At 71.7% G+C, this 23,996-nt stretch carries 22 protein-coding genes and 1 pseudogene; 15 read left to right on the top strand and 8 right to left on the bottom strand.

The genetic code is table 11. The annotated features are described in order from the left end of the window. Window positions 1–139 precede the first annotated feature (139 nt). The 5 genes from sdhC to DEI92_RS10790 are packed head-to-tail and all read left to right on the top strand — an operon-like array spanning window position 140 to window position 4,389. Window positions 140–613, top strand: a complete 474-nt coding sequence (gene sdhC / locus DEI92_RS10770) for a succinate dehydrogenase, cytochrome b556 subunit (protein WP_111009506.1) — start codon at window positions 140–142, stop codon at window positions 611–613. A 14-nt stretch (window positions 614–627) separates the two neighbouring features. Then, complete coding sequence (sdhD, locus tag DEI92_RS10775; protein WP_111009505.1) at window positions 628–1,074, top strand: succinate dehydrogenase, hydrophobic membrane anchor protein; 447 nt, start codon at window positions 628–630, stop codon at window positions 1,072–1,074. A gap of 34 nt (window positions 1,075–1,108) precedes the next feature. Next, window positions 1,109–2,932 carry a succinate dehydrogenase flavoprotein subunit gene (gene sdhA / locus DEI92_RS10780; protein ID WP_111013485.1) on the top strand — a complete coding sequence of 608 codons (1,824 nt, stop codon included), beginning with the start codon at window positions 1,109–1,111 and terminating at the stop codon, window positions 2,930–2,932. Between the two features lies 1 nt (window position 2,933). Continuing rightward, window positions 2,934–3,710: a succinate dehydrogenase iron-sulfur subunit gene (locus DEI92_RS10785; RefSeq protein ID WP_111013486.1), complete on the top strand. Its 777-nt coding sequence runs from the start codon at window positions 2,934–2,936 to the stop codon at window positions 3,708–3,710. 22 nt (window positions 3,711–3,732) lie between these two features. Beyond that, complete coding sequence (locus tag DEI92_RS10790) at window positions 3,733–4,389, top strand: TNT domain-containing protein (RefSeq protein WP_111013487.1); 657 nt, start codon at window positions 3,733–3,735, stop codon at window positions 4,387–4,389. A 37-nt stretch (window positions 4,390–4,426) separates the two neighbouring features. On the opposite strand, the gene DEI92_RS10795 is transcribed toward DEI92_RS10790, so the two are convergent. The 5 genes from DEI92_RS10795 to ptsP form a co-directional block, all read right to left on the bottom strand. Then, window positions 4,427–5,368: an NADP-dependent oxidoreductase gene (locus tag DEI92_RS10795; RefSeq protein ID WP_111013588.1), complete on the bottom strand. Its 942-nt coding sequence runs from the start codon at window positions 5,366–5,368 to the stop codon at window positions 4,427–4,429. A 218-nt stretch (window positions 5,369–5,586) separates the two neighbouring features. After that, on the bottom strand, window positions 5,587–6,738 hold the full coding sequence (locus DEI92_RS10800) for a mannitol-1-phosphate 5-dehydrogenase (protein ID WP_111013488.1): 1,152 nt from the start codon (window positions 6,736–6,738) through the stop codon (window positions 5,587–5,589). Continuing rightward, window positions 6,735–7,172 carry a PTS sugar transporter subunit IIA gene (locus DEI92_RS16870; protein WP_111036626.1) on the bottom strand — a complete coding sequence of 146 codons (438 nt, stop codon included), beginning with the start codon at window positions 7,170–7,172 and terminating at the stop codon, window positions 6,735–6,737. The genes DEI92_RS10800 and DEI92_RS16870 overlap by 4 nt, the downstream gene beginning before the upstream one ends. A gap of 87 nt (window positions 7,173–7,259) precedes the next feature. Beyond that, on the bottom strand, window positions 7,260–8,819 hold the full coding sequence (locus DEI92_RS10805) for a PTS mannitol transporter subunit IICB (protein WP_258370167.1): 1,560 nt from the start codon (window positions 8,817–8,819) through the stop codon (window positions 7,260–7,262). Window positions 8,820–8,877: 58 nt separating this feature from the next. After that, on the bottom strand, window positions 8,878–10,533 hold the full coding sequence (ptsP, locus tag DEI92_RS10810; RefSeq protein ID WP_111013489.1) for a phosphoenolpyruvate--protein phosphotransferase: 1,656 nt from the start codon (window positions 10,531–10,533) through the stop codon (window positions 8,878–8,880). A 228-nt stretch (window positions 10,534–10,761) separates the two neighbouring features. On the opposite strand from ptsP, the gene DEI92_RS10815 reads away from it, so the two are divergent. The 10 genes and pseudogenes from DEI92_RS10815 (at window position 10,762) to DEI92_RS10860 (ending at window position 20,242) form a co-directional block, all read left to right on the top strand. Then, window positions 10,762–11,532 (top strand): DeoR/GlpR family DNA-binding transcription regulator, encoded by a 771-nt coding sequence (locus tag DEI92_RS10815; protein WP_111013490.1) that lies wholly within the window; start codon window positions 10,762–10,764, stop codon window positions 11,530–11,532. A gap of 97 nt (window positions 11,533–11,629) precedes the next feature. Beyond that, the gene (locus tag DEI92_RS10820; protein ID WP_111009497.1) at window positions 11,630–11,902 is read left to right on the top strand and encodes an HPr family phosphocarrier protein; all 273 of its coding nucleotides are present in this window, start codon (window positions 11,630–11,632) and stop codon (window positions 11,900–11,902) included. A 129-nt stretch (window positions 11,903–12,031) separates the two neighbouring features. Then, window positions 12,032–12,874: an exodeoxyribonuclease III gene (locus DEI92_RS10825; protein ID WP_111009496.1), complete on the top strand. Its 843-nt coding sequence runs from the start codon at window positions 12,032–12,034 to the stop codon at window positions 12,872–12,874. 49 nt (window positions 12,875–12,923) lie between these two features. Continuing rightward, window positions 12,924–13,931, top strand: coding sequence for a tryptophan--tRNA ligase (trpS, locus tag DEI92_RS10830; protein WP_111013491.1), 1,008 nt, complete (start codon window positions 12,924–12,926; stop codon window positions 13,929–13,931). 16 nt (window positions 13,932–13,947) lie between these two features. Continuing rightward, window positions 13,948–14,514, top strand: coding sequence for a GNAT family N-acetyltransferase (locus tag DEI92_RS10835; RefSeq protein ID WP_111013492.1), 567 nt, complete (start codon window positions 13,948–13,950; stop codon window positions 14,512–14,514). A gap of 88 nt (window positions 14,515–14,602) precedes the next feature. After that, complete coding sequence (gene ribD / locus DEI92_RS10840) at window positions 14,603–15,601, top strand: bifunctional diaminohydroxyphosphoribosylaminopyrimidine deaminase/5-amino-6-(5-phosphoribosylamino)uracil reductase RibD (protein ID WP_111013589.1); 999 nt, start codon at window positions 14,603–14,605, stop codon at window positions 15,599–15,601. Between the two features lie 29 nt (window positions 15,602–15,630). Beyond that, window positions 15,631–16,254 (top strand): annotated as a pseudogene (gene ribA / locus DEI92_RS10845) (GTP cyclohydrolase II); the annotation flags it as partial. A gap of 231 nt (window positions 16,255–16,485) precedes the next feature. Beyond that, window positions 16,486–17,913: an MFS transporter gene (locus tag DEI92_RS10850; RefSeq protein WP_111013494.1), complete on the top strand. Its 1,428-nt coding sequence runs from the start codon at window positions 16,486–16,488 to the stop codon at window positions 17,911–17,913. Between the two features lie 144 nt (window positions 17,914–18,057). Continuing rightward, complete coding sequence (locus DEI92_RS10855; protein WP_111009491.1) at window positions 18,058–18,273, top strand: helix-turn-helix domain-containing protein; 216 nt, start codon at window positions 18,058–18,060, stop codon at window positions 18,271–18,273. A gap of 49 nt (window positions 18,274–18,322) precedes the next feature. Next, the gene (locus DEI92_RS10860; protein WP_111013495.1) at window positions 18,323–20,242 is read left to right on the top strand and encodes an ABC transporter ATP-binding protein; all 1,920 of its coding nucleotides are present in this window, start codon (window positions 18,323–18,325) and stop codon (window positions 20,240–20,242) included. Between the two features lie 16 nt (window positions 20,243–20,258). On the opposite strand, the gene DEI92_RS10865 is transcribed toward DEI92_RS10860, so the two are convergent. Genes DEI92_RS10865 through dacB form a run of 3 tightly spaced genes read right to left on the bottom strand, consistent with a single transcriptional unit; the run spans window position 20,259 to window position 23,996 of the window. Beyond that, complete coding sequence (locus DEI92_RS10865; protein ID WP_111013496.1) at window positions 20,259–21,788, bottom strand: NAD-dependent succinate-semialdehyde dehydrogenase; 1,530 nt, start codon at window positions 21,786–21,788, stop codon at window positions 20,259–20,261. Window positions 21,789–21,809: 21 nt separating this feature from the next. Then, window positions 21,810–22,427, bottom strand: coding sequence for an isochorismatase family protein (locus DEI92_RS10870; protein WP_111013497.1), 618 nt, complete (start codon window positions 22,425–22,427; stop codon window positions 21,810–21,812). Between the two features lie 42 nt (window positions 22,428–22,469). Further along, window positions 22,470–23,996, bottom strand: coding sequence for a D-alanyl-D-alanine carboxypeptidase/D-alanyl-D-alanine-endopeptidase (gene dacB / locus DEI92_RS10875; RefSeq protein WP_258370168.1), 1,527 nt, complete (start codon window positions 23,994–23,996; stop codon window positions 22,470–22,472).

Below are 23,996 nucleotides of genomic sequence, written 5' to 3' on the forward strand. Positions count from 1 at the left end.
GGTCCGTTCACGTGGTCACCCCCGGACGGCATGGCACGAGGAGGTCGGTGCCCGGCCGTAGGATGGTCCGTGTTCCACACGAACACGAACGGCAACGGCCGCCGATCGGCGGCCGAGCATCCCACGGGAGGGCGCGCTCATGGCCGAGCAGACCGCTGTGCACGACGAACCCGGTGGCGCGACGGCAGTCGCGGCGCCGGTCGGTCCCACGTCGGCACCGACACCGCGACCACCGCGGGCCCCGTCGGGCACGCTCTACCGCGGCGGCGCCGGCATGTGGTCGTGGGTGCTGCACCGCATCACGGGCGTCGCGATCTACTTCTTCCTGCTCGTGCACATCCTGGACACGGCCCTCGTCCGACTCTCGCCCGCCGCGTACGACGCCGTCATCGGCACGTACAAGACGCCGATCATGAACCTCGGCGAGACCGGCCTCGTGATGGCGATCGTCTTCCACGCGATCAACGGGCTGCGCATCGTCGCGGTCGACTTCTGGAGCAAGGGACCGCAGTACCAGCGGCTCATGTTCTGGATCGTGGTCGGGATCTGGGTGGTGCTGATCGCGGGCTTCCTGCCGACCCAGATCATGAACCTCGTGGCCGACCTGCACTGAGCGGAGGAGATCCGATGACCACCGAGACCGTCGAGGCCCCGCGTTCCGCCCCGGCCGCCCGCCGCACCACCAACTGGGAGAAGTGGGGCTGGATCTACATGCGCGCGTCGGGGATCGTCCTCGTCGTGCTCATCTTCGGGCACCTGTTCATCAACATGGTCGCCGGGGGTGGCGTCAAGCAGATCGACTTCGCCTTCGTCGCCGGCAAGTGGGCGAGTCCGCTCTGGCAGGTGTGGGACACGCTCATGCTGTGGCTCGCGCTCATCCACGGCTCGAACGGCATGCGCACGATCATCAACGACTACGTCGGCCGACCGGCTGTGCGGCGCACGCTGCTCGGCGCCGTGCTCGTCGCGTGCGTCGTGCTGATCGCGCTCGGCACGCTCGTCTGCTGGACGTTCGACCCGTGCCCCGCGGGTGCCGCGGCCGCCGACCTGCCGTCGTTCTGCCCCGCGCACTGAGCTCCGCCCTCCTGACCACATTCGAGAGAAGTCCGTGACCGACACCACCGCTGCACCCACGAGCTCCGTCGTCGACGGGGTCCACCACCACCAGTTCGACATCGTCATCATCGGCGCGGGAGGCGCCGGCATGCGAGCGGCGATCGAGGCCGGCCCGCAGGCGAACACGGCCGTGATCTCGAAGCTGTACCCGACGCGATCCCACACGGGCGCCGCGCAGGGCGGCATGGCGGCGGCGCTCGCCAACGTGGAAGAGGACTCCTGGGAGTGGCACACGTTCGACACGATCAAGGGCGGTGACTACCTGGTCGACCAGGACGCCGCCGAGATCCTGGCGAAGGAGGCCATCGACGCGGTCATCGACCTCGAGAACATGGGGCTGCCCTTCAACCGGACGCCCGAGGGCAAGATCGACCAGCGTCGGTTCGGCGGCCACACGCGCGACCACGGCAAGGCGCCGGTGCGCCGCGCCTGCTACGCGGCGGACCGCACGGGCCACATGATCCTGCAGACGCTGTTCCAGAACTGCGTCAAGCTGGGCGTCAACTTCTTCAACGAGTTCTACGCCCTCGACCTCGTCATGGCCGAGGTCACGGGCGACGACGGCGTCACCCGCGAGCAGCCCGTCGGCGTCGTCGCGTTCGAGCTCGCGACGGGCGAGCTCCACGTGTTCCACGCCAAGGCGTTGATCTTCGCGACCGGCGGGTTCGGCAAGATCTACAAGACGACCTCGAACGCCCACACCCTCACCGGCGACGGTGTCGGCATCGTGTGGCGTTCCGGCCTGCCGCTCGAGGACATGGAGTTCTTCCAGTTCCACCCGACGGGCCTGGCGGGCCTCGGCATCCTGCTCACGGAGGGCGCCCGCGGTGAGGGCGCGATCCTCCGCAACGCCTCCGGCGAGCGCTTCATGGAGCGCTACGCACCGACCATCAAGGACCTCGCGCCCCGCGACATCGTCGCCCGGTGCATGGTGCAAGAGGTCGCGGAGGGCCGCGGGGCCGGCCCGAACAAGGACTACGTCCTGCTCGACTGCACGCACCTGGGGGCCGAGGTCCTCGAGACCAAGCTCCCGGACATCACCGAGTTCGCGCGCACGTACCTCGGTGTCGACCCGGTGACGGAGCCCGTGCCGGTGATGCCGACCGCGCACTACGCCATGGGGGGCATCCCGACGAACACGAACGCCGAGGTCCTGCGGGACAACGACACCGTGGTGCCGGGCCTCTACGCCGCCGGCGAGTGTGCCTGCGTGTCCGTGCACGGGTCGAACCGGCTCGGCACGAACTCGTTGCTCGACATCAACGTGTTCGGCAAGCGGAGCGGCAACAACGCGGCGGCGTACGTGCAGACCGCGGAGTTCGTCCCGCTCCCCGAGGACCCGGCGGGCAACGTGCGCCGCATGCTCGAGCAGCTGCGGGCCTCCACGGGCACCGAACGCGTGGCGAGCCTCCGCAAGGAGTTGCAGGACGAGATGGACAAGAACGCCCAGGTGTTCCGGACGGACGAGTCGCTCGCCAAGGTGACGGCGACCATCCACGAGCTGCGCGAGCGGTACCTGAAGGTCTCCGTCCAGGACAAGGGCAAGCGGTTCAACACCGACCTGCTCGAGGCCGTCGAGCTCGGGTTCCTGCTCGACCTCGCCGAGGTCGTCGTGTTCTCCGCGCGGAACCGCAAGGAGTCCCGTGGCGGTCACATGCGCGACGACTACCCGAAGCGCGACGACGAGAACTACATGCAGCACACCATGGCGTACCTGACGGGCGATCCGCACTCCTCGCTCGCCGACGACCACATCACACTCGACTGGAAGCCCGTGGTCATCACCCGGTACCAGCCGATGGAGAGGAAGTACTGAGATGACCGACACTCTGGTCAGCGATGCCCCCGTGAGCCGTGCGGAGGACCGCACCGCGCCTCCCGGCTCGTTCCCGGTGACCCTCATGGTCCGCCGGTTCGACCCGGACGTCGACACCGAGCCGCACTGGCAGGAGTTCGGCGTGATGATGTTGCCGACGGACCGGATCCTCGACGCCCTGCACCAGGTGAAGTGGGAGCAGGACGGCTCCCTCACGTTCCGCCGGTCGTGTGCACACGGTGTCTGCGGCTCGGACGCCATGCGCATCAACGGCCGGAACCGGCTCGCCTGCAAGACGCTGATCAAGGACCTCGACGTGTCGAAGCCGATCTACGTCGAGGCGATCAAGGGCCTGCCGCTCGAGAAGGACCTGGTCGTCGACATGGAGCCGTTCTTCGCCTCCTACCGCGAGGTCCAGCCGTTCCTGCAGTCGAAGTCCGCCCCGCAGAAGGGCAAGGAGCGCGTGCAGTCCGTCGCCGAGCGTGAGCGCTTCGACGACACGACGAAGTGCATCCTGTGCGCGGCGTGCACGTCCTCGTGCCCGGTGTTCTGGACCGACGGGCAGTACTTCGGTCCGGCCGCGATCGTCAACGCGCACCGGTTCATCTTCGACTCCCGCGACGACGAGGCGAAGGTCCGTCTCGACATCCTCAACGACAAGGAGGGCGTGTGGCGCTGCCGCACGACCTTCAACTGCACCGACGCCTGCCCACGCGGCATCCAGGTCACCAAGGCGATCGCAGAGGTCAAGCAGGCACTCGTCCGAGGCCACGCCTAGAACCGCTCGGTAGGCTCCGACCATGACCTTCGCGGACGTCCGCCCCACGCTCGATCAGCTCGGCTACACCGCCCGGTACGTGGTGCTCCCCGGGGAGCACCCGCTCGACGAGCCGGTCGAGGGAGCCCTGCGGATCGTGCCGGTCGACGCCGCGTCGGCGCACGGGCAGGACTGGGCCCTCGAGGTCGTCGACTACGGCAACCCCCGCCGATTGGCCGTGGCCCGCAGTGAGGACGACGCGGTCGAGATGCTCCGGCGGTTCCTCAACCGCCCGTTCCCGCCGGCCCGCGACGTCCGGCAGTCCGAACTCGACGCCCTCCGCGATCGTGCGGGCGCCTCGTACCCGCAGCTCGCGGCGCAGGCGCACGGCGCGGGCAACGCGGGCCTGACGATCCAGATCCCAGCCGGCATCCCCGTCGACCGCGTCGGCGGTCCCGACGGTTACCTGCTGCACCCCCTGGACACCCCGCTCCCCGCTCGGTCACTGCCGCCGCACGCGATGCAGCGCCCGGACGTGCACCGCTACGTGACGGACCGGCCGTTCCTCGTGAACGTCCGGCTCGTGCAGCCCTGGTTCGACCAGCCCGGTGGTGCGTTGCGGTTCGCGATCGCCGATCCCGGGGTGACGGTGCGCGACCTCGTGGTCGACGGTTCGCTCGTCCGACTCCGGGTCGTCTGACCGCGACGGCCCCGCCGACCGCACCGAGGCGCCCTGCTCACGGGACGAGTGCGAGCTTGCCGCCCGGGTGGCCTTCCTGCAGGAAGCGCAGCGCCTCGACGGCGTCGGCGAGCGGCCATGTCCGGGCGACCGGCACGACGAGCTCCCCCGACGCCGCCATGTCCACGAGCTGCTGCCGCACCGAGTCCCGGAACGCGGCACTCTCGGGCTGCGCACCGCCCACGGCCCGGAAGCCGTCCTGCTGGGCACGACCGTGCGCCGCGATGGTCACGATGCGGTCGCGGTCGACCACGAGCTCGAGCGACACGTCGACCGCCTCGTCGGTGCCGACACAGTCGATCGCCGCCGCGACACCCTGCGGTGCGAGCGCGCGCACCCGGTCGGCCAGGCCCTCGCCGTACGCCACGGGCTCGCCGCCGAACCGCCGTACCGTCTCGGCGTTCGCCTCCGACGCGGTGCCGATCAGACGGATGCCCCGCTGTCGCGCCTGCTGGAGCACGCTGACCCCGACCGCTCCGGACGCACCGTGCACGAGCACCGTGTCGCCCTCGCCCGGGTGGACGACCCGCAGCACGTCGGCCGCCGTCGTCCCGGCGAGGAACAGGTTCGCGGCCGCGGCATCGTCGAGGGTGTCCGGCGCCGCGAACACGTCGTGCGCCGGAACGGTGATGTCCGTCGCGTAGCCGCCGTCGACCCGGAACGCGATGACGCGGTCGCCGGTGCTCCCACCGCCGGACGCGATCGTCGTCCCCGGTCCGATGGCGCTGATGACGCCCGCGACCTCGTACCCGATCCCCATCGGCAACTGGGAGCGGTCGGCGTTCGGACCGCCCTGGGTGTGCTTGTAGTCGGCGGGGTTGACGCCGGCCGCCCGGACGCTGATCGTCACCTCACCCGCGCGGGGCTCCGGCACGGTCGTCTCCACGAACTCGAACACCTCGACGCCGCCGAACTCCGGCGCGATCCACCGCTTGGCCATCCCGGTCCACTCCCGTCCGGTGTCGTCCGTCGGCACCGTCCGCGCCATCCAACGCCCGACGGCTGCACGGCGCCCCGGAGCCGGCCTGAACGCGGGGCGGTCGGCGACCGCCACGGCGCGCTGGGCGCAGGCGACACGACGGCTGCCAGCCCGGGAGGGACGGCGGCCGTCGAGCTGGCCCGGTGCGGGCCTGCGTCGGTGCGGGATGCGGGTCCGCGTCAGGCGCGGACCGCGGCCACGCGGTCGGTGAACGGTGCGAGGAACGGGTGTCCGGCCTCCAGACCGGTGATCTGCTGCGCGACGTCCGTGTCCGAGGCATCCGATCGGAGCAGGGCCTGGAGTTCGACGCTCTGCTCGTCGTCCGCGACGTCGAAGCGGAGCGCGGCGCCCATGGCGTCGAGCAGCGCGGTCGGGTCGACGCCCTCCTCGGCGAGGGCAGCCCCGGGCGACACGAAGCGCTCGTCGCGCGAGAGCTTGCGGAGCGGCTGCCGCCCGACCCGCGTCACCGTGTCGGGTAGGTGCGGGTTCTCGAAGCGGGCGATGATGGCCGTCACGTAGGCGCGGTGCACCTCGGGGTCGAGCTCGTGCCGACGGACGAGCAGGTCGCTCGTCTCGCCGAGCACGGACTCGAGGGCCGACCGGACCGCGGGGATCGCGATCGCGTCCGAGATCTTGTCCGCACCGGCGAGGTACCCGTGATAGGCCACGGTCGCGTGCCCGGTGTTGACGGTGAAGAGCTTCCGCTCGATCGACGCGGCGAGCCCGTCGACGTAGTGCACTCCGGGGATCGTGGGCTCCGTGCCGGCGAACGGCGTGCGGTCGATCGCCCACTCGAAGTAGGTCTCGACGGTGACGTCGAGGCCCGCGTTGGCCGGCTGTGCCGGGACGATGCGGTCGACGGCGGTGTTCGCGAACACCGCCTTGGCGAGCGCCGCGTCCCGCTCGCCCTCGGGCAGCGCGTCGACGATGAACTCGCGGAGGCGGTCGGTCGCGTTGATCGCGTTCTCGCACGCCATGACGGCGAGCGGCGCTGCCTCCGGGTCGCGCTCGACGAGGCCGCGCGCGATGACCGGGGCGATGAACCGGAGCACGGTGGGCCCGACGGCGCAGGTGACGACGTCGGCCGCGGCCACCTCGGCGACCACGCCGGCCTCGTCCTGAGCGCTGTTCACCGCGCGGAAGCCCGTCACGACGTGGTCCTGCGCACCTTCGCCGACCTCGTGCACCGTGTACGAGTCGGCGGCCGCGAGCGCGTCGATGAGCGGCGCGGCGACGTCGGCGAAGACGACCTCGTACCCGGCCTCGTGGAGCAGGAGCCCGACGAAGCCGCGCCCGATGTTGCCGGCACCGAAGTGGACGGCGACGCTCACTCGTTCACCTCGCCGAGGATCGCCATGATCGCCGCGGCGTCGGGCGCCTCCGTGAGCGCCTGCACCTGGTCCTCGTCGGAGAACACGATCGCGATCTTCGACAGGATGTCGAGGTGCTCGTTGTTGACGCCGGCGATGCCCACGACGAATCGCACCTCGTTGCCGTCCCAGTCGATGGGCGACGCGTAGCGGATGAACGACAGCGCGGATGTCTTGATGGCGTCCTTCGCCTCGTTCGTGCCGTGCGGGATCGCCAGGAAGTTGCCCATGTAGGTGGACACGCTCTTCTCGCGCTCGAGCATGGCGGGGTAGTAGTCCCCCGTGACCGCACCGGCGGCCTCGAGGATGTCGGCCGCCTCCTTCATCGCCTCCGTCTTGGTCGGAGCGGTGTCCTCGGTGTGGATCCGGATCTGGCTCTCCTGCAGGACGGGCATCGGTGGTCTCCTTGTTCGTGGCTGTGGGGCGGGGGAACGCGTCGTCCGCGTTCCCCCGCCCCGTGGGTGTGGTGCCGTGTGGTGCGGTTACTGCTGCTTCAGCTGGTCGACGACCTGGTCGTACTGGGGCGCGTTCATGAAGTTACCGACCGACACGTGCTGCGCGTTCGGGTTCTTCTGCTTCGCCCGGTCGGTGAGCTCCTCCTGGGTGATGATGAGGTCCTCGTCACCCGAGAGGTTCGCGATCGCCTTGTTGACGACCGTGACGCCCTCGATACCGGCCTTCTTGATCTTGTTCCGCAGGACGCTCGCGCCCATCGCACTCGAGCCCATGCCCGCGTCGCAGGCGAACACGACGTTCTGGACGCGCGTGGCGGTGGTGGTGCCCGTCGCGGAACCGACGCCGCCGAAGGACGACTCGGTCTCTTCCTCGTTCGCCGGGGCGTTCGAGCCGAAGATGCCCGCGGTCGCGGCGTTGACGTCGCGGCCCTTGTTCGCCTGCATGCGGGCGAGGGCGTCGCTCATGTCGCCACCACCGGCGGCCAGGTCCCGCTTGCGGGTCGAGATGAGGAAGAAGGACGCGACGGCGCCGGACACGAGCGCCGACAGGACGACGGAGAGGATGACGCCGACGTAGCTGTCCCGCGAGGTGTTGAAGAGCACCGCGAGGATCGAGCCCGGCGAGGCCGGGGCGACGAGACCGGACCCGAACGCGACGTTCGTGGCGACACCGGTCGCACCACCGAGGATGACGGCGATGAACAGGATCGGCTTCTGCAGCACGTAGGGGAAGTAGATCTCGTGGATCCCACCGAAGAACTGGATGAGGATCGCGCCAGGAGCCGTCGACCGCGCGACGCCGACACCGAAGAAGGTGAAGGCGAGGAGGATGCCGAGACCGGGGCCGGGGTTCGCCTCGAGGAGGAACAGGATCGACTTGCCGGACTGCTGGACCTGCTGCGCGCCGAGCTGGTCGAGCACGCCGTGGTTGATCGCGTTGTTGAGGAAGAAGACCTTCGCCGGCTCGATGATGACGCTCGCGAGCGGCAGCAGGTGCGCGTGCACCAGCCACTCGACGGCGGCACCGAGGCCGTCCGCGATGCGGAGGAAGATCCAGGACAGCCAGAAGAAGCCGACCATGAACAACCCGAAGCCGAGGATGCCGGCCGCGTAGTTGTTCACGAGCATCTCGAAGCCCGGCTTGATCTTGCCGTCCCAGATGCGGTCCACCTGCTTGATGAGGTACGCGCCGAGCGGGCCGCAGATCATCGCGCCGAGGATCATCGTCGTGCCCGACGCGCCGAGGATGACGCCCATCGTGAAGATCGAGCCGACGACCGCACCGCGGATGTCGTAGACCATCCGGCCACCCTGGATCGCGATCGCGAGCGGGATGAGGTAGGTGAGGATCGGGCCGACCACGCCGACGTTCGCGACGCCGTGCGTGGTGCCGAAGCCGCCGAGGACGCCGACGGGAGTCCAGCCGGTCTGGATGAAGAAGGCGGTGATGATGCCCCACGCGATGAAGATCGCGATGTTCGGCATCACCATGCCGGAGAGGAAGGCGCCGAACTTCTGGACGGCGACCCGACCGCCGCCCCGCTTCTGTGCGGGGGCGCCGGTCGCTGCGACGGACGTCGTTGTCATGTGCGTTCTTTCTGGTGTGGGTTCGTGGGAACGGATCGGAGGGAACGGGACGGGGAGGTCAGGCGACGTGCGCCGACGTCGCAGCGGCACGTGCGGCCGCGGCGGACGGGGCGGCGAGCGCGGCCCGGGCCATCTCGCGCGCCTGCTCGAGGGTGTGCTGGCCGAGTTCGGCGCGCACGTCCGCGAGGGCGGCGGGGGTCATGGAGAGCGTGGTGGCGCCGAGACCCACGAGGACGACGGCGAGCAGCGGGTCGGCCGCGGCCTCGCCGCAGATCCCCACGGCCTTGCCCGCGTCACGCCCGGCAGCACCGAGCTGGGCGACGAGGCGCAACACCGCGGGGTGCCACGGGTCCTGGTAGGAGGCGACGGACCCGAGCAGCCGGTCCGCGGCGAGCGTGTACTGCGTCAGGTCGTTCGTGCCGATGGAGACGAAGTCCGCCTGCTGGAACACCTGCTCGGCGAGGAGCGCGAGCGACGGCACCTCGGCCATGACACCCGCGGTCCGGACACCGAGCTCGCGGGCCAGGGACACGAAGTACGAGGTCTCCTCGGCGTCCGCCACCATCGGCGCCATCACCCAGAGGTCGGCCTCGGTCTCGGCGTCGGCCTGGACGAGCGCGGTGAGCTGGTCACGGAGGACCGCCTCGTGGTGTCGCAGCGCCCGGAGGCCACGGCGACCGAGCGCGGGGTTCTCCTCGTCCTGGTCGGTCAGGAACGACAGCGGCTTGTCCGCCCCCGCGTCGAGCGCGCGCACGACGACCTTCTTGCCGGGGAACGCGGACAGCAGCTGCACGTAGGCCTGACGCTGCGCCTCCACGGTCGGTGCGGTCGGCGAGTCGAGGAACAGGAACTCGGTGCGGAACAGGCCGACGCCCTCGGCGCCGAGCGCGACGGCGCCCGCGGCATCGGCGGGGTTGCCGAGGTTCGCCAGGAGCGGCACGAGCGTGCCGTCGGCGAGCGCGCCGGGCGTGACCGGTCGGTCGGCCGCGGCGAGACGCTCCGCGATCCGGGCCTCCGTCGCGGTGACGAGGTCGGGATCGGGGTCGGTGACGACCACGCCGGCAGCGGCGTCGACGACGACCGTCTGGCCGTCGACGAGGTCCGCGGCGCCCTCGACGCCGACGATCGCCGTGATGCCCTTCGCCCGGGCGAGGATCGCGGTGTGCGAGGTGGGGCCGCCGTCGCTCGTGACGAGCGCGAGCACCTTGTCGAGGTCGAGCAGGGCGGTGTCGGCCGGGGCGAGGTCGCGCGCGACCAGGACGAACGGGGTGTCCGAGTCGGGCACGCCCGGTGCGGGCACCCCACGGAGCTTCGCGATGATGCGCTGGGACACGTCGCCGAGGTCGGCCGCCCGCTCCCCCATGTAGCCGCCCATCGCGGCGAGGATGTCCTGGAACGCGGCGAACGCGTCGTGCACGGCGCGCTCCGCGTTCGCGCCACCGCTGATCCGGGTGTGCACGTCGTCGAGCAGCGTCGGGTCCTGCGCCATGAGCGCCTGGGCCTCGAGCACGGCCTGGGCGTCGCCACCGGCGAGCGCGCCGCGCTTCGTCAGGTCGTCGGCGACCGCGGCCACGGCCTCGTGCACGGCGGCGTCCGCGGCCTCGACCGGACCGTCGAGCGGTGCCGCCGACGGAGCGCCGAGGGGCTCGGGCATGCGCAGCACGGGTCCGAGCGCGACGCCGCGGCCCACCCCGGTTCCGGGCAGTTCGGACATTCGAGACTCCTTCATCTCATCGCGCAGATCAGGCGGTGCGGTGGGGCTGGACGACGGCGCACGGGCGGCGCGCTGCGACGACCATACATCGATTCCGATTGACAAACAAACAAATCCGGGGATAAAAATGCAGAAACAGATGCCCGTTTGCGTCTGACTCCCCCCGCCCCGGCCACTCGGGCCTCCGGGGACGTCGGTCCATGCCCGTTTCGCCCACTCCGAGGTCCGATGTACGCACCAGAACGTCACCAGCGCATCGTCGAGCAGGCGCGCGCGCAGGGGCGGGTCGACGTCAAGGACCTCGCCGAACTCCTCGCGGTCACGCCCGAGACGATCCGCCGCGACCTCACGAGCCTCGAACGGCGCGGCCTCGTCCGGCGCGCGCACGGCGGCGCGATCCCGGTCGAGCGGATCACGATCCACGCGGGCGTGGGCGACCGCGGCGGCATCAACACGGCCGAGAAGATGGTGATCGCCGAGGCCGCGCTCGACGAACTCCCCGAGGGCGGCTCGATCATCATCGACGCGGGCACCTCGACCATCTGCCTCGCCGAGATGCTGCCGACCGACCGCGGGCTCACCGTCGTGACGCACTCGCTGCCGGTGGCGATGGCGGTCGCCAACCGGCCCGGGATCGACCTGCACTTCCTCGGCGGGAACATCCGGAGCGACTCCCTCGCGGGCGTCGGCACGTGGACCCACCAGCTCGTCGGCATGGTGAGCGTCGACGTCGCGTTCCTCAGCATCAACGGCATCACACCCGAGCGGGGCCTGACGACCCACAACCTGGCGGAGGCCGCCGTGAAGACCGCGCTCATCAAGGCCGCGCGGCGGAGCATCCTGCTCGCCGACCACTCGAAGTTCGGCCGCGAGGAGTTCGGGCGCGTGGCACCGCTCGCCGCGATCGACACGATCATCACCGACCCCGCGGTCAACCTCGACCTCGTGCGCGAGGTCGAGGCCGCCGGCACCGAGGTCTTCTGGCCCGGACGGGACTGACCCGTCGGCCGCGACCGTCCACGGCCACACCGGCCGCGCTCGCTACCATGAGGGCGCATCCACCCGGACCACGCGTCCGATCGAGACAGGAGTTCCGATGTCCGAAGCCACCCGCACCGTCACCGTCGCCAGCGGATCGGGGCTGCACGCCCGCCCCGCTTCGCTGTTCGTGCAGAACGTCACGGCGTCCGGTCACCAGGTCACGATCGCCAAGGGTGACAAGTCGGCCAACGCGGGCAGCATCCTCGGTCTCCTCGGGCTCGGCGTCGAGAACGGCGACGAGGTCACGCTCACGGTCACGGGCGACGACGCCGACGCGACCGCCGACGCACTCGTGACCTTCCTGCAGACCGACCACGACGCGGCCTGACCGCGGCCGCGGCGGCCGCGTCGTGCCACCCGCCGGCCGGGAGGCCCGTGGTGGCGCCGCCACGGACCTCCCGGCAGGGGCGCACGTCCGGGACGGGCCCCGTCGGAGGCCGCCGCTAGGGTTGAACCCATGACCCGCCTGCGTCTCGCGACCGTCAACGTCAACGGCATCCGCGCCGCGTTCCGCAAGGGCATGGGCGACTGGCTGCAGGGGCGGGACGTCGACGTGCTCGCCCTGCAAGAGGTCCGTGCGTCCACCGACGACCTGCAGGAGCTCCTCGGTGAGGACTGGAACGTCGTGCACGACCCTGCGACGGCGAAGGGCCGCGCGGGCGTGGCGATCGCCTCGCGCGACCGGGCCCGGATCCACCGTGTCGAGCTCGGCCCGGACGACTTCGACTCGGCGGGCCGGTGGCTCGAGGCCGACTACGAGGTCGGCGACGCGGTCGTCACGGTGGTGAGCACCTACGTGCACTCCGGCGAGGCCGACACCCCCAAGCAGGACGAGAAGTGGCGCTTCCTCGACGCGATGGAGCAGCGCCTCCCGGCCCTGCAGCGGCACAACGAGCTCGCGGTCGTCGTCGGCGACCTCAACGTCGGGCACGACGAGCGCGACATCAAGAACTGGAAGGGCAACGTGAAGCGGGCCGGCTTCCTGCCCCGCGAGCGCGCCTACTTCGACCGCTTCCTCGGCGCCGCCGGCGAGCAGGTGGACTGCGTCGACGGCACCACCGGCACCGGGCTCGGATGGGTCGACGTCGGACGGGAGCAGGCCGGCGACGTCCCCGGCCCCTACACGTGGTGGTCGTGGCGCGGCCAGGCGTTCGACAACGACTCCGGTTGGCGCATCGACTACCAGATGGCGACGCCCGCGCTCGCGGCGAAGGTCACGGCGTACGCGGTGGACCGCGCTGCCGCGTACGACCAGCGATGGTCCGACCACACCCCCGTGGTCGTCGACTACGAGGTCTGACCCCCGACTCCCCGGCCCCCTCGGCCGCCCACGCAAGGACACCTGCACCATGACGAAGACCCGCTTGTTCTCCGGCATCCAGCCGTCCGCCGGATCGCTCCACCTCGGCAACTACATCGGCGCGCTCATGCAGTGGCGGGACCTGCAGACCACGTACGACGCCATCTACTGCGTCGTCGACATGCACGCGATCACCTCGCCGCAGGACCCGGCCGCCCTGCGCGAGAACACCCGTCGCACGGCCGCGCAGTACATCGCGGCCGGGATCGACCCCGAGCAGTCCACGCTGTTCGTGCAGTCGCACGTCCCCGCGCACGCCGAACTCGCCTGGGTGCTCAACACCATCACCGGCTTCGGCGAGGCGAGCCGGATGACCCAGTTCAAGGACAAGGCCGCACGGCAGGGCACCGAGTCGGCGTCCGTCGGCCTGTTCACGTACCCGATGCTCATGGCCGCCGACATCCTGCTCTACGGGTCCGCGATCGTGCCGGTCGGCGACGACCAGCGCCAGCACGTCGAGCTGACGCGGGACCTCGCGGGCCGCTTCAACTCGCGCTTCGGCGACACGTTCGTCGTGCCCGAGGCCCACATCCTGGCCGAGACCGCACGGATCTACGACCTGCAGACGCCGACGAGCAAGATGAGCAAGTCGGCGGCGACCGACGCGGGTCTCATCCAGTTGCTCGACGACCCGAAGCGCACCGCCAAGAAGATCCGATCGGCCGTCACGGACACCGAGCGCGACGTCCGGGCCGACCGCGAGCACAAGCCGGGCGTGACCAACCTGCTCACGATCCTGTCGGCGTTCACGCGGACCCCGGTCCCGGAGCTCGAGCAGGCCTTCGTGGGCAAGGGTTACGGCGATCTCAAGGGCTCCGTGGCGGACGCCGTCGTGGCCGAGCTCGAGCCCGTCCGCGCGCGGACCCTCGAGCTGCTCGACGACCCGGCCGAGCTCGACCGGCTCCTCGCCGTCGGGGCGGACCGGGCGGAGTCGATCGCCGAGGCCACCCTCGCCACCGTCTACGACCGCATCGGCTTCGTGCCGCGGCACCGCTGACCCGTCCCCGCCGGACGTGCTCCCCGTCACGCTGCGGTCCCCCGTCGCCCGCCTCGACATGCCGACGCGGGCGGACGCACCCGCGATCACCGAGGCGTGCCAGGACGCCGAGATCGCGCGATGGACGACGATCCCGATGCGGTACGGGCCCCGTGACGCCCATGCGTTCGTCGACGCCCTGGTCGGCCCGGGCTGGGCGTCCGACCGCGAGTACACGTGGGCGATCCGCCGGCCGTCGAGCACGTGGCTCGAGGGCGTCGTGGCGTTCCGGCCCGCGCACCGCGACATCGGGTTCTGGCTCGCGCCCTCGGCGCGCGGGCACGGGCTCATGGCCGAGGCCGTGCGACTCGTGACCGGGTGGGCGTTCGAGCAGGGCCACGAGGACGTGTACTGGGAGTGCTTCGTCGGCAACCGGGCGTCGGCCGCGGTGGCGCGACGGGCGGGGTTCGCCTACACCGGGACCGGACCCGGGCTCATCCCCGGCCGTGACGGCACCCCCGTGACCTGCTGGAAGGGACTGCTCCGAGCGGACGGCCGATCGGCCTCGGACCTGCCGTGGCCCGCGGCCGCGCTCGACGCCTGACGCCCGGCCGGCGGCCGGGAGCCTCGCTATGCTCGACCGGGTGAGCACCGCGCCCTCCGGACCCGTCTCCCCGGCCGAGGAGCGGGCCATGCGCCGCGCGCTCGAACTCGCGGCCGAGGGCCCGCGCGTCGGCGACCACGCGCGCGTCGGCGCCGTCGTCCTGGCGCCGGACGGCTCCGTGCTCGCCGAGGGACACCACCGTGGTGCGGGCACGCCCCACGCCGAGGTCGACGCACTGTCAGCGCTCCCGCCGGGCGCGGCCCGTGGTGCGACGATGGTGGTCACGCTCGAGCCGTGCGACCACGTCGGCCGCACCGGACCGTGCTCGGTCGCTCTGCTCGACGCCGGGGTGACCCGCGTCGTGTACGCGATCGACGACCCGGGCGAGCACGCGCACGGCGGTGCCGCGCGCCTCCGCGCCGCGGGCGTCGACGTCGTGTCCGGGCTCCTCGCGGACGAGGCCGTGTCGTTCCTCGAGCGCTGGCTGCTCTCGGTCCGACTCGGCCGGCCCTGGGTGACGGTGAAGTGGGCCATGAGCCTCGACGGCCGGGCCGCGGCGGCGGACGGCTCGAGCAAGTGGATCACGGGGGCGGCCGCGCGGCAGCACGTCCACGAGCAGCGCGCGGACCACGATGCGCTGCTCGTCGGTACCGGTACCGTGCTCGCCGACGATCCGAGCCTCACCGCGCGGGGAGACGCGGGCGAGCTCATGCCGGTGCAGCCCCTGCCCGTCGTGGTCGGTGACCGCGCGGTGCCGGACGACGCCGCGCTCCGCCGCCATCCCCGCGGATACCGCGCGGTTCCGGGCCACGACCTCGAGGCAGCGCTGCGCTCCCTCCGCCCCCTCGGGGTGCACACCGTCTTCGCGGAGGGCGGTCCGACGGTCGCGAGCGCCCTCATCCGGCACGGCCTCGCCGACGAACTGCTGGTGTACACGGCGCCGGTCCTGCTCGGCGGTCCACGGACGGCCCTCGACGACCTCGGCGTGGGAAGCATGAACGACCGCCTGCGGTTGACCATCGCATCGTCCACGGAACTCGGCCCGGACCTGCTGTTCCGGGCCCGCATCGACCGGAGCACCACATGAGCGACGCGCTGACCTCCCCCACACCGGGCAGTCCCGTGCGGTTCGAGGTCGCCACCACCGTCCCGACCGTCCACGGCCGGTTCGAGATGCGCGCGTACCGGGACCTCGTGACCGGGGCGGACCACGTCGCCGTCATCGCGCGCGACCGCACCGGGAACGCCCCGGCCGACGGAGCGCTCGTTCGAGTGCACTCGGAGTGCCTGACCGGCGAGGCCTTCGGGTCGCTCAAGTGCGAGTGCGGCCCGCAGCTCGACGCCGCGCTCGACACCATCGCCGCCGAGGGCGGGGTCGTCGTCTACCTGCGGGGGCAGGAGGGCCGGGGCATCGGGCTCATCGACAAGCTCCGCGCCTACCGGCTGCAGGAGGACGGGCTCGACACGCTCGACGCGAACCTCGCGCTCGGCCTGCCCGCGGACGCGCGTGAGTACGGCGGGGCCGCGGGGATCCTCACGGACCTCGGGATCACCCACATCCGGCTGCTGTCGAACAACCCCGAGAAGCGCCGGCAGCTCGAGGAGCACGGGATCGTCGTCGACGAGCTCGTGCCGCTCGTGGTCGGTGTCTCGGCCGAGAACGCCGGCTACCTCGACACGAAGCGCGACCGGATGGGACACGCCCTCCCCGCGCATCTCGAGGCGGACCTCCCCGGCTGATCGGTCGGGCGGCGGAGCCCATCCGGCGCCGCGGCGTTGGTATCCCAGGCTCTGGGCGGATTCGCAGGTTCGACGACGAGCACGTAGACTGTGTGGACCGTCACGAGCGGTACCTCGACGAACGCATCCGACCGGTGTCCGCGCCCACCTGCGCGAACCGGTCGTCGACCCGACGTTCGTGTCCGCACCGCACCCGTCCCGGGTGCTCCCCTCGGAGTCCGACGCGCAACCATGTCCGCACCCGCTCCGGCGACGTCCGTCGCCGCACCCACCACCAACCCGCGCTCACGCGTGGTGATCGCCAGCCTCGTCGGCACGTCGATCGAGTTCTACGACTTCTACGTCTACGCGACCGCCGCGGTCCTCGTGTTCCCCAGCCTGTTCTTCCCGAACGAGAGCGCGGTCGCCTCGCAGCTGTCGTCGTTCGTGACGTTCGCGCTGGCGTTCTTCGCACGCCCGGTCGGATCGATCATCTTCGGCCACTTCGGTGACCGCATCGGCCGGAAGACCACGCTGGTCGCCTCCCTCCTCGTGATGGGGAGCGCGACGTTCCTCATCGGCGTCCTGCCGACGTTCGCGCAGATCGGTGTCTGGGCGCCGGTCCTCCTCGCCGTCATGCGGTTCTGCCAGGGTGTCGGCCTCGGGGGCGAGTGGAGCGGGGCGGCGCTCCTGGCGACCGAGAACGCGCCGTCCGGCCGCCGGGGCGTCTTCGGGTCGCTCCCCCAGCTCGGCGCGCCGATCGGGTTCCTCATCGCCAACGGCGTCTTCATCGTGCTCAACGCGCTCATGCCGGCCGCGGCGGGACAGGCGGCATCGCCCGCGTTCCAGTCCTTCGGCTGGCGGATCCCGTTCCTCCTCAGCGCCGTGCTCGTGGTGATCGGACTCTACGTCCGGTTCAAGCTCATCGAGTCGCCGGTGTTCACGGGGGTCGTGGAATCGGGCGCGGTCGCCAAGGTGCCGCTCGGCCGTGTGTTCCGCACGTCCTGGCGTGCGGTCGTCGTCGGGACGTTCGGGATGGTCGCGACGTACGTGCTGTTCTACTTCATGACGACGTTCACGCTGACGTACGGCACGGCGCCGTCCACCGTGACCGCCGGTGCGAAGATCGGGCTCGGGTACCCGCGGGGCGAGTTCCTCGGCCTCCTCATGATCGGCGTCGTCTTCTTCGGGATCTTCACGCCGATCGCCGGCATGCTCGCGGACCGCTTCGGGCGCCGCCCGACGCTCATCCTGACGACGATCGGTATCGTGCTGTTCGGCCTGACGTTCCAGTTCTGGTTCGCGTCCGCGCACGGGCCGCTCGGCACGGTGACGTTCCTCGTCGTCGGACTCTCGCTCATGGGCCTGACGTTCGGTCCGATGGGTGCGCTCCTGCCCGAGCTGTTCCCCGCGAACGTCCGGTACACGGGCTCGGCCGTCGCCTACAACGTCGCGAGCATCCTCGGTGCCTCCCTCGCCCCGACCGTCGCGATCGCCCTGTGGAGCGCCAAGGGGAACATCTTCCTCGTCGGGCTCTACCTGGCGGGAGCGGCGGTCGTCACACTCGTCGCGCTGTTCTTCGTCCGCGAGACCCGCGGGAGCGACTTCGACCGCACGGACGGTACCGTCGGCGCCGGCACGACAGAGGGGACCACCAGCGCCGGGAGCCTCGCTCCCTGACGCGGGCCACCGCCAGCACGACGGGCGCTCGCCGACCGACCGGGAGGACCGGCACCGGTCGACGGGCGCCCGTCGCCGTGGCGCGGACGGGCGCCTCCGTCAACGCGGGTTGACATGCTGCGAGTGTCAATGTAGGTTGACACCATGGACAGCGGCACGATCACCGCGCTCGCGGCCGACGCCGGCGACGACGACCCGTTCACGGCCCTCGGTGCCGTGCGGGACCTCCGTCGCGAGGTCGACCGGGTCGAGGCGATCGCCGCCCGTCGCGCACGCAACGCCGGAGCCTCGTGGCAGGAGATCGCCACGCTCCTCGGCGTGAGCCGTCAGGCCGTGCACAAGAAGTACGGCCGCTGCTGACGCGACCTCCGTCACGGGCATGCGCCCGGCACCATCCGAGAAGGAACCGATGAGCAATCCCCTGGCCCGACGCGGCCGCAAGCAGCCGGACGGACCCCGCGCGACCTTCCGTTCACTGCTCCCGTACCTGTTCGAGAACCGCCCGGTGATGGTGTTCATCGTCATGCTCAGCGTGCTCGGCTCGGCTGCGTCGCTCGCACAGCCCCTGCTCGTGAACCAGGTGATCCAGGCCGTCGAGGCGGGGCACACCCTGACCCTGCTCGTCGTCGCGCTCGCGGCGATGGTCGTCGTCGCGGGGCTCATCAACGGTTTCCAGCACTTCATGCTCCAGCGGGCAGGCGAGGGCGTCGTGCTGTCGAGCCGGCGGCGCCTCGTCGCGCGGATCCTGTCCCTCCCGATCTCCGAGTTCGACGTCCGCCGCACGGGTGACCTCGTGTCCCGCGTCGGCAGCGACACGACGCTCCTCCGCGCGGTCCTGACCCAGGGACTCGTCGAAGCGATCGGGGGCGCCCTGACCTTCATCGGCGCCGTCGTGGGCATGGCGATCATCGACCCGCTCCTGCTCGGTCTCACCGCCATCGTGATCGCCGTCTCGATCGTCGTCGTCGGCGTGCTGTCGCGCCGGATCCGCGCCGCGAGCAAGGCCGCGCAGGAGAAGGTGGGCGACCTGACGGCCGCAGTGGAGCGCGGCATCAGCGCCGTCCGTACGATCCGAGCCGCGGGTGCCACCGAACGCGAGGTCACGGAGATCGACGGCCACGCCTCGGAGGCCTACCGCCGCGGTCTGGACATCGCTCGGATGTCGGCGTTCGTCGTCCCGGTCGCGAGCATCGCCATGCAGCTCTCGTTCATCGTCGTGATCGGCGTCGGCGGCGGACAGGTCGCCGCGGGCAGCATCCAGGTCGCCACCCTCGTGACGTTCATCCTGCTGCTGTTCATGATGATCATGCCGCTCGGTCAGGCGTTCGGTGCGGCGGTCGCGGTCAATCAAGCCCTCGGGGCCCTCGGCCGCATCCAGGAGATCCTCGACCTGCCCACCGAGGACCAGGACGACCACGCCGCCCTCCCGGCCCCCGCGGTCGCCACGGACGACGCCATCACCTTCGAGCACGTGTCCTTCCACTACCGCGAGGCCGCCGTCCGCGCGGTGACGGAGGCGGACGGCACGGTCCCGGGAACCGCTGCCGCCGTGGCGGTCCCCGCGGTCGACGGGGCGGACGCGCGCGGCCTGCCGGGCGCGCGCACCGCCTCCCGGCCGGACGGCGACACGACCGGCACGGCCAGCGACACGGCCGTCCTGCACGACGTGTCCTTCGGCGTGCGGCGCGGCACGCGCGTCGCGCTCGTCGGCCCCTCCGGTGCCGGCAAGAGCACGACGCTCGCGCTCATCGAGCGGTTCTACGACCCGACCGACGGCGTCGTCCGACTCGGCGGGATCGACGTCCGCGGGCTCGACCGTGCCGAGCTCCGCAGCCAGATCGGGTACGTCGAACAGGACGCCCCCGTGCTCGCGGGGACGATCCGGGCGAACCTGCTGCTCGGCAAGCCCGAGGCGACCGAAGCCGAGTGCGTGCGCGTCCTCGAGGCCGTCAACCTGTCCGACGTGCTCGAGCGCGACGAACGCGGCCTCGACGCCCAGGTCGGCGAGGACGGCGTCATGCTGTCCGGCGGCGAACGCCAGCGGCTCGCGATCGCCCGCGCGCTCCTCGCCGCACCGCCGATCCTGCTGCTCGACGAGTCGACGTCGAGCCTCGACGGCATCAACGAGCAGCGGATGCGGGCCGCGATCGACGCGGTGGCCGAGGACCGCACGCTCCTCGTGATCGCGCACCGACTGTCCACCGTCGTCGACTCGGACCACATCGTCGTGCTCGAGCAGGGCCGCATCGTCGGTCAGGGCACCCACTCGGAACTCGTGCAGACGACGCCGCTCTACCGGGACCTGGCGAAGCACCAGCTCCTGGTCTGAGGGCCTGCCCGGACGGTCAGGGCGCGGCGAACGGATCCGGCGTCAGGACGTACACGGTCTCGAGGTACTCCTCGAGACCGTCGTGGGCACCCTCACGCCCGAGCCCCGACGCCTTGACACCACCGAACGGTGCCGCCGCGTTCGAGACGACACCCGTGTTCAGCCCGACCATGCCCGACTCGAGCCGCTCCGCCATGCGCTGGCCGCGCGCGAGGTCCTTCGTGAACACGTACGAGACGAGACCGTACTCGGTGTCGTTCGCCAGCCGGACGGCCTCGGCCTCGGTGTCGAACCGGGTGATCGCCACGACCGGCCCGAAGATCTCGGTCGACAGGATCGCGGACCCGGGCTGGACCGTGTCGAGCACCGTCGGGGCGTAGTAGGTCCCCGGACGGTCCACGCGCTCCCCGCCGAGCACGAGGGTCGCCCCGCGATCGACGGCGTCCGCGACGAGTCGCGCCGCCTTGTCGACCGAGCGCTCGTCGATGAGCGGCCCCATGGTCGTGCCGTCCTCGGTCCCGCGGCCGATGCGGAACCCGCGGACGCGGTCGGTGAGCGCCGCGACGAAGGCATCGGCGATCCCGGCCTGCACGAAGAAGCGGTTCGCCGCCGTGCAGGCCTCGCCCACGTTGCGGAACTTCGCTGCCATCGCCGCGGACACGGCGGTCTCGAGGTCCGCGTCGTCGAACACCACGAGTGGCGCGTTGCCGCCCAGCTCCATGCTCGTCCGGAGCACGTTGTCCGCGGCCCGCTTGAGCAATGCCGAGCCGACGGGCGTGGACCCGGTGAACGTGAGCTTCCGGAGTCGCGGATCGGCGATGAGCGGCCCCGACTGCGCCGCGGCGTCCGAGGTCGGCACGACGCCGAGCACCCCGGCAGGCAGCCCGGCCTCGGCGAACAGCCGCGCGAGGTACAGGGTCGTCAGGGGCGTCAGGTCGGCGGGCTTCACGACGATGGTGCAGCCCGCCGCGAGCGCCGGCCCGATCTTCCGCGTCGCCATCGCCAGGGGGAAGTTCCACGGCGTGATCGCGTAGACCGGGCCGACCGGGCGCTTCAGGACGATGGCGCGACCCGTGCCCTCGGGGTTCGTGCCGTAGGAGCCGCCGATGCGCACGGCCTCCTCGCTGAACCACCGGAGGAACTCGGCGCCGTACACGACCTCGCCGCGCGCCTCGGCCAGGGGTTTGCCCATCTCGAGCGACATCAGCCGCGCGAGGTCCTCGGCGTGCTCGTGCACCAGGTCGAACGTGCGACGGAGCACGTCGGAGCGGCCCCGGGGCGAGGTCGCAGCCCAGGCGTCCTGCGCGACCACCGCGGCGTCGAGGGCCGCCATCGCGTCCTCGGGGGTGGCATCGGCCACGGCGGCGATGACGGCGCCCGTCGACGGGTCGCGGACGTCGAAGGTCCGGCCGGACGACGAGGCACGCCATCCGCCCGCGATGAACAAGCCCGTCGGCACGTCCGTCACCCGGACGACGCCGTCGTCGATCGTGGTCGTGGGGGCGGTCGGGGCCGTGCGCGCGGTCGTGGCCGTGCCGTCGCTCATGCTCGTCTCCTCCGGGTCGCGTCAGATCTGGGCACCGTCGGTGCGTTCGAGGCCCTCCCCGACGTCGCTCCGACCGACGTGCCCACCGGCCGCGCGGATCTCGTCGAGCGCGGCCGCGCTCGGTCCGGACGCGACCCCGGCGACGAGGTCCTCGAACACGAAGACGTCGAGGCCGGCTCGGGCACCGTCGAGGGCCGTCGCCCGGACACAGTGGTCGGTCGCGATGCCGACGACGTCGAGCGCGTGCACCTTCCGGTCGTACAGCAGGTCGACGAGCCCCCGACCCTGGTCGTCGACGCCCTCGAACGCGGAGTACGCCGGCTCCCCCATGCCCTTCCGCACGTGGATGTCGACCGGTGCGGTGTCGAGGTCCGGGTGGTACTCGGCCCCGAAGGTGTCCGCCACGCAGTGCACCGGCCACGTCGTGACGTAGTCCGGATCCCCCCACGCGAAGTGACCGCCGTTGTCGTCGTCGCCGTGGTGCCAGTCGCGCGAGGCGACGATGACGTCGTAGTCGCCCGCGTGTCGCCCGAGGAAGGTCGTGATGCGCGCGGCGGTCGCAGCACCCCCGTCCACACCGAGGGCGCCGCCCTCGGTGAAGTCGTTCTGGACGTCCACGATCACGAGCGCTCTGGTCATGCGTCCATCCTGTCCCCTGCCGCCGTCTGCGGCCGCACACGGTCAGGTGTTCGCGAGCTTGCCGCCGCATCGGTAGACCGCAGCGGTGATCGCGTCGAGCGCTGGCAACGCGGCGGCCCGCGACGACCCGAGCGCGTAGAACGCGAAGGTCAGCCGCGTGCCGTCCGCGGCGTCCATGTACCCGCCGAGTGTGTTCGCGGTGTCGATCCATCCCGTCTTGGCGTGCACCTTGCCGGCGGCGACCGCGTTCGCCCCCGTGAAGCGACCGGCGAGCGTCCCGGTCTGACCGGCGATCGGCAGCGACTGCGCCAGCACGCCGAGGCCCTTCTGCCCGGCCGCGACCTGCACCATGAGCTTCGCGACGAGCGCTGGTGCGACGGCGTTCGAGGCGCTCTCGCCCGAGCCGTCCCGGATCGTGATCGCCGAGGCGTCGATGCCGTAGGCCGACAGGGCCGCGCGGTACACGCCGGTCAGCGATGCCGCTGAGCCGTTCGACCCCGACACCTTCGACGAGATCCGGGCGAGCATCTCGGCGAGCGTGTTGTCGGAGTTCGGGATCATCTGCCCGATCAGGGTCGACACCGGCTGCGACTGCACCTCGGCGATGGTCGTCGTGCCCGTGGTGGCACGCTTCGTGATCGTCGCCGACGCCGCACCGATCACGCCCGCGTTCGCCAGGGCGGTGCGGAACATCGCGCCAGCGCGGCCGACGGGATCGGTCGACCGGGGGGAGGTCGCGAGACCGGGACTGGCGCGGTCACCGTCCACCATGAGCGCGGTGATCTCCGGCTGGTAACCGATGGTCCGCTCGGTGACCGGCCACGTCGGGTCCCACGCGTCCGCGTCGTTCCAGTACGTGTCGTCGGTGACGATCGTCGTCACGGGCGTGCTGCCGAGCGTCGTCTTGACCTGTTGCGCCAACTGCACGAGCGTCGGGGCCCCCGGGTAGACGGTGGCCCCGCCCGCCGAGAGGGTCGGGTCACCGTGGCCGACGATCGCGACGGTGCCGCCGCCCTCGGAGACCACCGTGGTCGGGATGCGGTAGCCCGCACCGAGGTCGGCGAGCGCCGTCGCGGTCGTGAGCGTCTTCATGACGCTCCCCGTCCGTGCGGGCGTGCCGCCGCTCCGGTCGAACAGGGTCTCGCCCGTCGCGGCGTCGACGACGACGCCCTCGAACTGACCGAGACCAGCGGCGGAGGCCGCCCCCGCGACCGAGCACGTCCCGATCGCCGTCGGACCGGCGGGGTCGCTCGGCACCGGTCGGGCGGCCACCGTCGGCGTCGGCGTCGGTGTCGCCGACCGCGTCGCCGGAGGCGCGGACCGGGAGGCGCCACTCGCCGCCGTCACGCCGGTCACGGGCCTCCCGGCGCCGGGTGTCGTCGCCGCCGCGATCGCGGCGGCGCCACCGGACCCGAGCACGAGGACGGCGACGAAGGCGCCGACCGCCCACGGCATCGGGCGTCGCGCGACCGCACCGCGGAGGCGCGTCAAGGCCGCGCGCCCACCGTGGGGGGCGTCGGCGGCGGGGACGTGGTCGGCGTGGTTCGGCGCGTCGAGGTCGTCGGACAT

This window comes from Curtobacterium sp. MCBD17_034 (genome assembly GCF_003234515.1).
Lineage (GTDB): Bacteria > Actinomycetota > Actinomycetes > Actinomycetales > Microbacteriaceae > Curtobacterium.

What these genes read in the sequence shown, in the direction of transcription:
- dacB (WP_258370168.1), bottom strand. Translation starts at nt 23,996, where the DNA reads ATGTCCGACGACCTCGACGCGCCGAACCACGCCGACCACGTCCCCGCC.
- DEI92_RS10805 (WP_258370167.1), bottom strand. Translation starts at nt 8,819, where the DNA reads ATGACAACGACGTCCGTCGCAGCGACCGGCGCCCCCGCACAGAAGCGG.
- DEI92_RS10850 (WP_111013494.1), top strand. Translation starts at nt 16,486, where the DNA reads ATGTCCGCACCCGCTCCGGCGACGTCCGTCGCCGCACCCACCACCAAC.
- DEI92_RS10785 (WP_111013486.1), top strand. Translation starts at nt 2,934, where the DNA reads ATGACCGACACTCTGGTCAGCGATGCCCCCGTGAGCCGTGCGGAGGAC.
- DEI92_RS10865 (WP_111013496.1), bottom strand. Translation starts at nt 21,788, where the DNA reads ATGAGCGACGGCACGGCCACGACCGCGCGCACGGCCCCGACCGCCCCC.
- DEI92_RS10855 (WP_111009491.1), top strand. Translation starts at nt 18,058, where the DNA reads ATGGACAGCGGCACGATCACCGCGCTCGCGGCCGACGCCGGCGACGAC.
- trpS (WP_111013491.1), top strand. Translation starts at nt 12,924, where the DNA reads ATGACGAAGACCCGCTTGTTCTCCGGCATCCAGCCGTCCGCCGGATCG.
- DEI92_RS10815 (WP_111013490.1), top strand. Translation starts at nt 10,762, where the DNA reads ATGTACGCACCAGAACGTCACCAGCGCATCGTCGAGCAGGCGCGCGCG.
- DEI92_RS10790 (WP_111013487.1), top strand. Translation starts at nt 3,733, where the DNA reads ATGACCTTCGCGGACGTCCGCCCCACGCTCGATCAGCTCGGCTACACC.
- DEI92_RS10820 (WP_111009497.1), top strand. Translation starts at nt 11,630, where the DNA reads ATGTCCGAAGCCACCCGCACCGTCACCGTCGCCAGCGGATCGGGGCTG.
- DEI92_RS10870 (WP_111013497.1), bottom strand. Translation starts at nt 22,427, where the DNA reads ATGACCAGAGCGCTCGTGATCGTGGACGTCCAGAACGACTTCACCGAG.
- ribD (WP_111013589.1), top strand. Translation starts at nt 14,603, where the DNA reads ATGCGCCGCGCGCTCGAACTCGCGGCCGAGGGCCCGCGCGTCGGCGAC.
- DEI92_RS16870 (WP_111036626.1), bottom strand. Translation starts at nt 7,172, where the DNA reads ATGCCCGTCCTGCAGGAGAGCCAGATCCGGATCCACACCGAGGACACC.
- sdhD (WP_111009505.1), top strand. Translation starts at nt 628, where the DNA reads ATGACCACCGAGACCGTCGAGGCCCCGCGTTCCGCCCCGGCCGCCCGC.
- DEI92_RS10795 (WP_111013588.1), bottom strand. Translation starts at nt 5,368, where the DNA reads ATGGCCAAGCGGTGGATCGCGCCGGAGTTCGGCGGCGTCGAGGTGTTC.
- DEI92_RS10860 (WP_111013495.1), top strand. Translation starts at nt 18,323, where the DNA reads ATGAGCAATCCCCTGGCCCGACGCGGCCGCAAGCAGCCGGACGGACCC.
- sdhC (WP_111009506.1), top strand. Translation starts at nt 140, where the DNA reads ATGGCCGAGCAGACCGCTGTGCACGACGAACCCGGTGGCGCGACGGCA.
- DEI92_RS10825 (WP_111009496.1), top strand. Translation starts at nt 12,032, where the DNA reads ATGACCCGCCTGCGTCTCGCGACCGTCAACGTCAACGGCATCCGCGCC.
- ptsP (WP_111013489.1), bottom strand. Translation starts at nt 10,533, where the DNA reads ATGTCCGAACTGCCCGGAACCGGGGTGGGCCGCGGCGTCGCGCTCGGA.